This window comes from Pseudomonas sp. (genome assembly GCF_050739995.1).
Classification (GTDB): Bacteria; Pseudomonadota; Gammaproteobacteria; order Pseudomonadales; family Pseudomonadaceae; genus Aquipseudomonas.
In genome coordinates this window covers 1-9,310 of record NZ_JBOICG010000633.1, presented here as the reverse complement: position 1 = coordinate 9,310, position 9,310 = coordinate 1, and the positions used below count along the sequence as shown (strand labels likewise).

Annotated in this window: 5 protein-coding genes; 4 read left to right on the top strand and 1 reads right to left on the bottom strand. The window is 60.4% G+C overall.

The window, feature by feature from the left end; genetic code table 11:
- Positions 1–570 (top strand): MFS transporter (locus ACRESD_RS21340; protein WP_431752718.1); only part of this gene is annotated, 570 nt, incomplete at its 5' end.
- A gap of 162 nt (positions 571–732) precedes the next feature.
- Here the strand turns inward: ACRESD_RS21340 and ACRESD_RS21335 are convergent.
- Entirely contained in the window at positions 733–2,196 is a 1,464-nt protein-coding gene (locus tag ACRESD_RS21335) for a glyceraldehyde-3-phosphate dehydrogenase (RefSeq protein WP_431752717.1), read from the bottom strand.
- Positions 2,197–2,536: 340 nt separating this feature from the next.
- On the opposite strand from ACRESD_RS21335, the gene mfd reads away from it, so the two are divergent.
- The 3 genes from mfd to ACRESD_RS21320 are packed head-to-tail and all read left to right on the top strand — an operon-like array spanning position 2,537 to position 9,266.
- Complete coding sequence (gene mfd / locus ACRESD_RS21330; RefSeq protein ID WP_431752716.1) at positions 2,537–5,986, top strand: transcription-repair coupling factor; 3,450 nt, start codon at positions 2,537–2,539, stop codon at positions 5,984–5,986.
- Positions 5,987–5,996: 10 nt separating this feature from the next.
- Entirely contained in the window at positions 5,997–6,566 is a 570-nt protein-coding gene (locus ACRESD_RS21325; protein ID WP_431752715.1) for a CsiV family protein, read from the top strand.
- A gap of 9 nt (positions 6,567–6,575) precedes the next feature.
- Positions 6,576–9,266 carry a DEAD/DEAH box helicase gene (locus tag ACRESD_RS21320; protein ID WP_431752714.1) on the top strand — a complete coding sequence of 897 codons (2,691 nt, stop codon included), beginning with the start codon at positions 6,576–6,578 and terminating at the stop codon, positions 9,264–9,266.
- Positions 9,267–9,310: the final 44 nt, after the last annotated feature.

The window sequence follows — 9,310 nt, the reverse complement described above, 5'->3', positions numbered from 1 at the left end:
ACCACGGTGTCGTTCTACCTGATCACGGCCTACACGCCGACCTTCGGCAAAGCGGAACTGCACTTGTCGGACTTCGATGCCCTGCTGGTGACGGTGTGCGTGGGTATTTCCAACTTTATCTGGCTGCCGGTGATGGGCGCAGTGTCCGACAAGATCGGGCGTAAACCCCTGCTGCTGGGCGCGACCATTCTGGCGATTCTCACTGCGTATCCGGCCCTGTCGTGGCTGGTAGCCAACCCAAGTTTCAGCCATCTGCTGATCGTGCTGTTGTGGTTGTCGTTCCTGTACGGTTCGTACAACGGTGCGATGGTGGTGGCGCTGACCGAGATCATGCCGGTCGAAGTGCGCACTACCGGCTTCTCCTTGGCCTACAGCCTGGCGACGGCGACCTTCGGTGGGTTTACGCCAGCGGCCTGCACGTACCTGATCCATGTGCTGGACAACAAGGCGGCACCGGGAATCTGGCTCAGTGGTGCAGCGGTGCTGGGGTTGATTGCGACCTTGGTATTGTTCAAAGGCAATCGGCATGAACTGCGCACTGCGCAGGCCTCGGTGGTTGGCGGCGCCTGATAAGACGCTATCGCAGGCAAGCCAGCTCCCACATTTGAATGTATTCACAAATCAAAATGTGGGAGCAGGCTTGCCTGTGATGAGGCCGGTACAAGCAACATAAAACCAACAGACATGAAAAAGCCCCGAACCAGTCGGGGCTTTTTCATTTAGCGCAAATGCTTAGCGCGGGAACGCAGGCGGGTTGACCCCAGCCATGTCTTCCATCACGCGAACCACCTGGCAGCTGTAGCCGAACTCGTTGTCGTACCACACGTACAGGACAACGCGGTTGTCCTGGGTGATGGTCGCCTCGGCATCCACCACACCGGCGTGGCGCGAGCCCACGAAGTCGGTGGAAACCACTTCCTGCGAGTTGACGAAGTCGATTTGCTTATGCAGATCGGAGTGCAGCGCCATGTAGCGCAGGTACTCGTTCATCTCTTCGCGGGTGGCGGCCTTCTCAAGGTTCAGGTTGAGAATGGCCATCGACACGTTTGGCGTCGGAACGCGGATCGCGTTACCGGTCAGCTTGCCGGCCAGCTCAGGCAGGGCCTTGGCAGCAGCGGTGGCAGCACCGGTCTCGGTGATCACCATGTTCAACGCGGCGCTACGGCCACGGCGATCGCCCTTGTGGAAGTTGTCGATCAGGTTCTGGTCGTTGGTGTACGAGTGAACGGTTTCAACGTGGCCGTTAACGATGCCGAACTTGTCATTCACAGCCTTCAGCACCGGCACAATGGCGTTGGTGGTGCAGGAAGCGGCAGACACGATCTTGTCGTCAGCGGTGATTTCAGCGTGGTTGATGCCGTGAACGATGTTCTTCAGCTTGCCCTTGCCAGGCGCGGTCAACACAACGCGGTCGATACCCGGGCAGGCCAGGTGCTGACCCAAGCCCTCGGCATCACGCCATACGCCGGTGTTATCCACCAGCAGGGCGTCCTTGATGCCGTACTGGGTGTAATCCACCTCGGACGGGTTCTTCGCGTAGATCACCTGGATCAGGTTACCGTTGGCGGTAATGGTGTTGTTTTCTTCGTCGATGACGATGGTGCCGTTGAACGGACCGTGTACCGAGTCGCGACGCAGCAGGCTGGCGCGCTTGGTCAGGTCGTTCTCGGCGCCCTTGCGCACCACGATGGCGCGCAGGCGCAGGCCGTCGCCACCACCGGTTTTTTCGATCAGGATGCGTGCCAGCAGGCGGCCGATACGACCGAAGCCGTACAGGACAACGTCGGTGCCTTTACGGGCAGCGGCATTTTGCTGGCCAACCACATCGGCCATTTCTTCGCGCACGAACTGCTCGGCGGTACGGCCATTGCCTTCGTTGCGGAATTTATAGGCCAACTTGCCCAGGTCTACCGAAGCCGCACCGAGCTTGAGCTCGCTCATGGCTTTGAGCAGTGGGAATGTTTCGTGGACGGAGAGTTCGCTGTCGTCGGCGGAGCGATGGCGCGCAAAACGGTGCGCCTTGAGAATCGCGATGACAGACTGGTTGATCAGGCTGCGGCCATAGATCGAGCTCACCACATTGTTATTGCGGTACAGCTGGCCGATAAGCGGAATCATCGCTTCTGCGAGTGCTTCACGGTCGATCCATTCACCAAGACACTGGTCGGGCTTCTGAGTCACGGGAACCTTCCACATGTAGGGGCAGAAAAAAGGGGCTACATTATGCCGCCCGGCCGCCCTCGGAGCAATGCACGCCCGGCAACAAAAAGTGCTTGCGAAAAATTGACACCCCGCTACAGCCCAGTAAATACGCGGGCTCCAGAAGGCCGCTAATGGCACGCACGGGACAACTTGTCCGTAACCCTCCGAAAAACGCGTACATTTTGGCACTACATATTGAGTCAAAACCCGCCATTGTTTGTCTTAGCCACTACATTTCCTACAAACCGCATTAGGCACAGTCAGCAACTGACAGGCGGCACCTTGGGCCGTTACAATTACCGACTTTGTCGCAACGCTTGGAGCTCAACCTTCCGTGCCCGTCCTGCGTCTACCGCTACTCCCTGCCGCGGCAGGCAAACAGCACTGGGGCAACCTGCCCGGTGCCGCCCTGAGCCTGGCCATTGCCGAGGCTGCCAGCGCAGCCAAGCGCTTTACCCTGCTGCTCACCGCCGACAGCCAAAGCGCTGAACGGTTGGAGCAGGAGCTGAGCTTCTTCGCCCCCGATCTGCCGGTGCTGCATTTCCCCGACTGGGAAACCCTGCCCTACGACCTGTTCTCGCCGCACCAGGACATCATCTCCCAGCGCATCGCCAGCCTGTACCGCTTGCCGGAACTGGCCCACGGCGTGCTGGTAGTGCCTATTACCACGGCGTTGCATCGCCTGGCACCGACCAAGTTCCTGCTGGGCAGCAGCCTGGTGCTGGATGTCGGCCAGAAGCTGGATGTCGAGCAAATGCGTACGCGCTTGGAGGCCAGCGGCTACCGCTGTGTCGACACGGTGTACGAGCACGGCGAGTTCGCCGTGCGGGGCGCCTTGATCGACCTGTTCCCGATGGGCAGCAAACTGCCGTACCGCATCGACTTGTTTGATGACGAAATCGAGACCCTGCGCACCTTCGATCCAGAGAGCCAGCGCTCTATCGATAAAGTGGACTCGGTCAAGCTGCTGCCGGCGCGGGAATTCCCGCTGCAAAAAGATGCGGTCACCCGCTTCAAGGCGCGCTTCCGTGAACGCTTCGACGTCGACTTCCGCCGCTGCCCGATCTTTCAGGACCTGAGCAGCGGGATCACGCCCGCCGGTATCGAGTACTACCTGCCGTTGTTCTTCGACGAAACCTCCACGCTGTTCGATTACTTGCCCCAGGACACCCAGGTGTTCTCGCTGCCGGGCATCGAGCAAGCGGCGGAAAACTTCTGGAACGATGTGCGTAACCGCTACGAAGAACGTCGCGTCGATCCCTCCCGTCCTTTATTGCCGCCAGCCGAATTATTCCTACCGGTGGAAGACTGCTTCGCCCGCCTGAAGAGTTGGCCACGCGTGGTCGCCAGCCAGCAGGATGTGGACAGTGGCGCCGGTCGCGAGCGCTTCCCCGCGCAGACGTTGCCCAACCTGGCGATTGAAGCCAAGGCCAACCAACCCCTGGAAGCACTCTCCAACTTCCTCGGTGACTTCCCCGGCCGCGTGCTGTTTACCGCCGAATCCGCCGGCCGCCGTGAAGTGCTGCTGGAACTGCTGGAACGCCTGAAGCTGCGACCCAAAACCGTCGACAGCTGGCCGGACTTTGTAAAAAGCAAAGAACGCCTGGCGATCACCATCGCGCCGCTGGACGAAGGCCTGTTGTTGGACGACCCGGCCCTGGCGCTGATCGCCGAGAGCCCGCTGTTCGGCCAACGCGTGATGCAGCGTCGTCGCCGCGAAAAACGCGCCGACGCCAACAATGATGCCGTGATCAAGAACCTCACCGAGCTGCGCGAAGGCGCGCCGGTGGTGCATATCGACCATGGCGTCGGCCGCTACCTGGGCTTGCAGACCCTCGAGATCGACAACCAGGCCGCCGAATTCCTCACCATGGAATACGCCGAAGGCGCCAAGCTCTACGTGCCTGTGGCCAACCTGCACCTGATCGCCCGCTACACCGGCAGCGACGACGCCCTGGCGCCGTTACACCGCCTGGGCTCCGAGACCTGGCAGAAAGCCAAGCGCAAAGCCGCCGAACAGGTGCGCGATGTGGCCGCCGAACTGCTCGACATCTATGCCCGTCGTGCCGCCCGCGAAGGTTATGCGTTCGCCGACCCGAAAGCCGACTACGCCACCTTCAGCGCCGGCTTTGCCTTCGAAGAAACCCCGGACCAGCAAACCACAATCGAAGCCGTGCGCGCCGACATGCTCGCGCCCAAGCCGATGGATCGCCTGGTGTGCGGCGATGTGGGCTTCGGCAAGACTGAAGTGGCGATGCGCGCCGCCTTCATCGCCGTGCACGGTGGCCGCCAGGTTGCGATCCTGGTGCCGACCACCCTGCTCGCCCAACAGCACTACAACAGCTTCCGCGATCGTTTTGCCGACTGGCCGGTGACCGTGGAAGTGATGAGCCGCTTCAAATCCGCCAAGGAGGTGAATGCTGCCGTCGCCGACCTGGCTGAAGGCAAGATCGACATCGTGATCGGCACCCACAAGCTGCTGTCGGACGACGTGAAGATCAAGAACCTGGGCCTGGTGATCATCGATGAAGAACACCGCTTCGGTGTGCGCCAGAAAGAACAGCTCAAGGCCCTGCGCAGTGAGGTCGATATTCTGACCCTGACCGCCACCCCGATTCCGCGTACGCTGAATATGGCAGTGTCGGGCATGCGCGACCTGTCGATCATCGCCACGCCGCCAGCACGTCGCCTGTCGGTGCGTACCTTCGTGATGGAGCAGAACAAAAGCACAGTCAAGGAAGCGCTGCTGCGTGAACTGCTGCGCGGCGGGCAGGTTTACTACCTGCACAACGACGTGAAAACCATCGAAAAGTGCGCCGCCGACCTCGCCGAACTGGTGCCGGAAGCCCGTATTGCCATCGGCCACGGCCAGATGCGCGAGCGCGAACTCGAACAGGTGATGAGCGACTTCTACCACAAGCGCTTCAACGTGTTGATCGCCTCGACCATCATCGAGACCGGCATCGACGTGCCGAGCGCCAACACCATCATCATCGAGCGCGCGGACAAGTTCGGCCTGGCACAACTGCATCAGCTGCGCGGCCGGGTCGGGCGTAGTCACCACCAAGCCTATGCTTACTTGCTGACACCTCCGCGCCAGCAGATTACTGGCGATGCGGAAAAGCGACTGGAAGCCATCGCCAACACTCAAGATCTCGGTGCCGGCTTTGTACTGGCCACTAACGACCTGGAAATCCGTGGTGCCGGCGAACTGCTGGGCGACGGCCAGAGCGGACAGATCCAGGCGGTGGGCTTCACCCTGTACATGGAGATGCTCGAACGGGCGGTGAAAGCCATCCGCAAAGGCGAGCAGCCGAACCTCGATCAGCCATTGGGCGGCGGTCCGGAGATCAACCTGCGCTTGCCGGCGCTGATCCCCGAAGACTACCTGCCGGACGTGCATGCGCGGCTGATCCTGTACAAGCGCATTGCCTCGGCCACCGACGAAGAAGGCCTCAAGGATCTGCAAGTGGAGATGATCGACCGCTTCGGCCTGTTGCCAGAACCGACCAAGAACCTGGTGCGCCTGACCTTGCTCAAATTGCAGGCCGAACAGCTTGGCATCAAGAAAGTCGACGCCGGACCGCAGGGTGGGCGTATCGAGTTCGAAGCGCAAACGCCGGTGGACCCACTGGTGCTGATCAAGCTGATCCAGGGCCAGCCCAACCGCTACAAGTTCGAAGGGGCTACGCTGTTCAAATTCATGGTGCCGATGGAGCGCGCCGAAGAACGCTTCAATACCCTGGAGGCGCTGTTTGAACGCCTCATCCCGAAATCTGTTTAAGGACGCCCCCATGCGCGTGTTCCGCATTCTGAGCCTGTTGTTGGTGGTACTCGCGCCTTCGGCATTTGCCGACAGCCTGTACCAGGTGGAAATGATCCTGGTGCGCCAGAATGCGGAGCCGGTGATCAACAGCCGCGCAGCTCCGGAAAACTGGGACGCCGGCGCCGCACACTTGGGCAATGACAAACTGAGCCCGCCTCGCCTGAACAACATCGTCGATAAGCTGAATACCGATAACAGCTACACCGTATTGGCGCACAAGGCGTGGGAGCAGAACCTCGGCGATCAGCCGGTGAAGATCGCTATCACCGATGGCCAGGAACAGTTTGGCCAGTTCCCTATCGAGGGCGTGCTGAACCTGCAATTGGGCCGCTTCACCGACATCGACGCGGACTTCTGGATCAACCAGTTCGACAGCAAGGGCAGCGTGATCGCCAGCGAGCACCTGGCCCAGAAAGACGTACGCACCAAGAACAACCAGCTCAATTATCTGGATGGCGGCCATCTGGCACTGCTGATCAAGATCACGTCGCTGACCGCCAAGCCACCCAGCGCACCACCGCCCGACATTCAGGACTGATCCAACGCCATGCCCCTGACGTCGACGCTGACCAAACCCCTGGCCCCATCGTGGGCCAATCGCTTCAAAGAGCAGAGCCTCGAGCGCGGGCGGCGTTACGCGCTGGAGAATCGCGTGCGCATCGTCGAGTCCGGCGACAGCACCATCGTCGCCAGCTGCGAAGGCTCCGGCGGCAACGTTTACCGCCAGACCATCTCACTACGCGAATCGGCCAAGGGCACGCTGATCCTGGTGGACAGCCGTTGTACCTGCCCGGTGCATACCAACTGCAAGCACATCGCGGCAGTGCTGCTCAAAGTCCAGGAAACCCTGGCCTACCCTGCCGCCGCCCAGGATGCCGAGCTGCTGGAAAAACTCCAGGCCGTGTTGGATAACCGCGTGGTGTTGCCGCAGGTCGTGATGGAGGATGTGCTGCCGGTGCCGCGCCTGTGGATGGCAAGCGTGGAGTTCAGTGCGTTTGAACCGCGCAACGGCAAGATGCAGCGCTATATCCAGCACCGCGCAGCGTTGTCGTTCAATTACCTGGGCAACTATGTCAGCGGGCAGAAAAACGCCGATATCATCGTGCGCCAGGAAACCCAGAGCCTGCGGATCAAACGCCATCCCGAGCTGGAGCAGCGCTATCGCGAGCAACTGCGCTTGCTGGGTTTCAAGATTGCCACGCGCCAGAGCAAGGCCTTGCCGGAAAGCGCCGGCGAACTGTTCGAGATGGTCAATGACAGCGCCTGGCTGACGTTCACCCTCAATGCCACACCGACATTGCGGGCAGAGGGTTGGGAGTTGCTGATCGACGATGATTTCGGTTTCGACCTGAGCGCCGTCGATGACTGGTACGCCACGGTCGATGAAGGGCCGGAGCGCGACTGGTTCGATCTGGAACTGGGGATCATCGTCAACGGCGAGCGGCTGAGCCTGTTACCGATCCTGTTGAACCTGATGCGCTCTCACACCGAGATTCTCAACCCGGAGAAGCTTGCTCGGCGTCGAGATGATGAGCTGATCCTAGTGAATATCCCGGGCCTGCCAAATGGCCATGGCCCGATACAAGTGGCGTTGCCCTACGGCCGCTTGAAACCGGTGCTGGCGACCCTCGGCGAGTTTTATCTGCAAGATCCCGGCACCACGGCGTTGCGCCTGGCCAAGGCCGATGCGACCCGTCTGAACCCGCTGGAAGACCTGCCGTTGCAATGGGAGGGCGGCGAGAAAATCCGCAACTTTGCCCAACGCTTGCGCGACATCAAGGATTTCACCTGCGTGGCGCCTGAAGGGTTGAATGCGACCCTGCGCCCGTATCAGTTGGAAGGCCTGAGCTGGATGCAGTCGCTGCGTCAACTGGACGTCGGCGGGATTCTTGCGGATGACATGGGCTTGGGTAAAACCCTGCAAACTCTGGCGCACATTCTCAGTGAAAAAGCCGCTGGTCGCCTGGACCGACCGTGCATGGTGGTCATGCCCACCAGCCTGATCCCCAACTGGATGGATGAAGCGGCGCACTTCACACCGCAACTCAAGGTGTTGGCGCTCTACGGTGCCGGACGCAAGAAACACTTCGCGAATCTGCAAGACTATGACCTGTTATTGACCACCTATGCATTGCTGCCCAAAGACATCGAACAGCTCGCAGCCCTCCCCTTGCACGTGCTGATCCTCGACGAAGCCCAGTACATCAAGAACCCCAACAGCAAGGCAGCCCAGGCTGCACGCGAGTTGAACGCACGCCAACGCCTGTGCCTGAGTGGCACGCCACTGGAAAACCACTTGGGCGAACTGTGGTCGCTGTTCCACTTCCTGCTGCCCGGTTGGCTGGGCGATGTGAAAAGCTTCAACCGCGATTACCGCGTGCCCATCGAAAAACGCGCGAGCGAGGTGCGATTGCAGCACCTCAACGGTCGGATCAAACCGTTTCTGCTGCGCCGTACCAAAGAGCAGGTGGCCACGGAGTTACCGCCCAAGACCGAGATCATCCATTGGGTCGACCTCAACGAAGCCCAGCGTGATGTATACGAAACCATGCGCCTGGCCATGGACAAGAAGGTACGCGACGAGATCACCCGCAAGGGCGTGGCACGCAGCCAGATCATCATTCTTGAAGCACTGCTCAAGCTACGGCAGGTGTGTTGCGATCTGCGCCTGGTCAACGACGCCACCCTGCCTGCCCGCGGCAGCAGCTCAGGCAAGCTCGACAGCCTGATGGAGATGCTGGAGGAGCTGTTTGAGGAAGGCCGGCGAATCCTACTGTTTTCCCAGTTCACCTCGATGCTGAGCCTGATCGAAGACGAGCTGAAAAAACGTGGCATCGCCTACGCTCTGTTGACAGGCCAGACCCGTGATCGGCGTACGCCGGTGAAGGATTTCCAGAGCGGCAAGCTACAGATTTTTCTGATCAGCCTGAAGGCCGGCGGCGTGGGCTTGAACCTGACCGAAGCCGATACGGTGATCCACTACGACCCATGGTGGAACCCGGCCACGGAAAACCAGGCCACCGACCGCGCCTATCGCATCGGGCAGGAGAAACCGGTGTTTGTCTACAAGATGATTGCCCGGGGCACGGTGGAGGAGAAAATCCAGCACTTGCAGAAGGAGAAGTCCGACTTGGCAGCGGGTGTGCTGGACGGACGGACGACCGGGGATTGGCAATTGGGCAACGAGGATATCGAAGCGTTGTTTGCGCCGTTGAGGCACACACTAGAGAAGCGTTGACTGTGAGATGGCTATGGCAGGCATTCCAGCTGCCACTGGGGAAT

Bases quoted from the DNA above. Each gene is read 5' to 3' on its own strand.
- ACRESD_RS21335 (WP_431752717.1), bottom strand. From the start codon at position 2,196: ATGTGGAAGGTTCCCGTGACTCAGAAGCCCGACCAGTGTCTTGGTGAA.
- ACRESD_RS21325 (WP_431752715.1), top strand. From the start codon at position 5,997: ATGCGCGTGTTCCGCATTCTGAGCCTGTTGTTGGTGGTACTCGCGCCT.
- ACRESD_RS21320 (WP_431752714.1), top strand. From the start codon at position 6,576: ATGCCCCTGACGTCGACGCTGACCAAACCCCTGGCCCCATCGTGGGCC.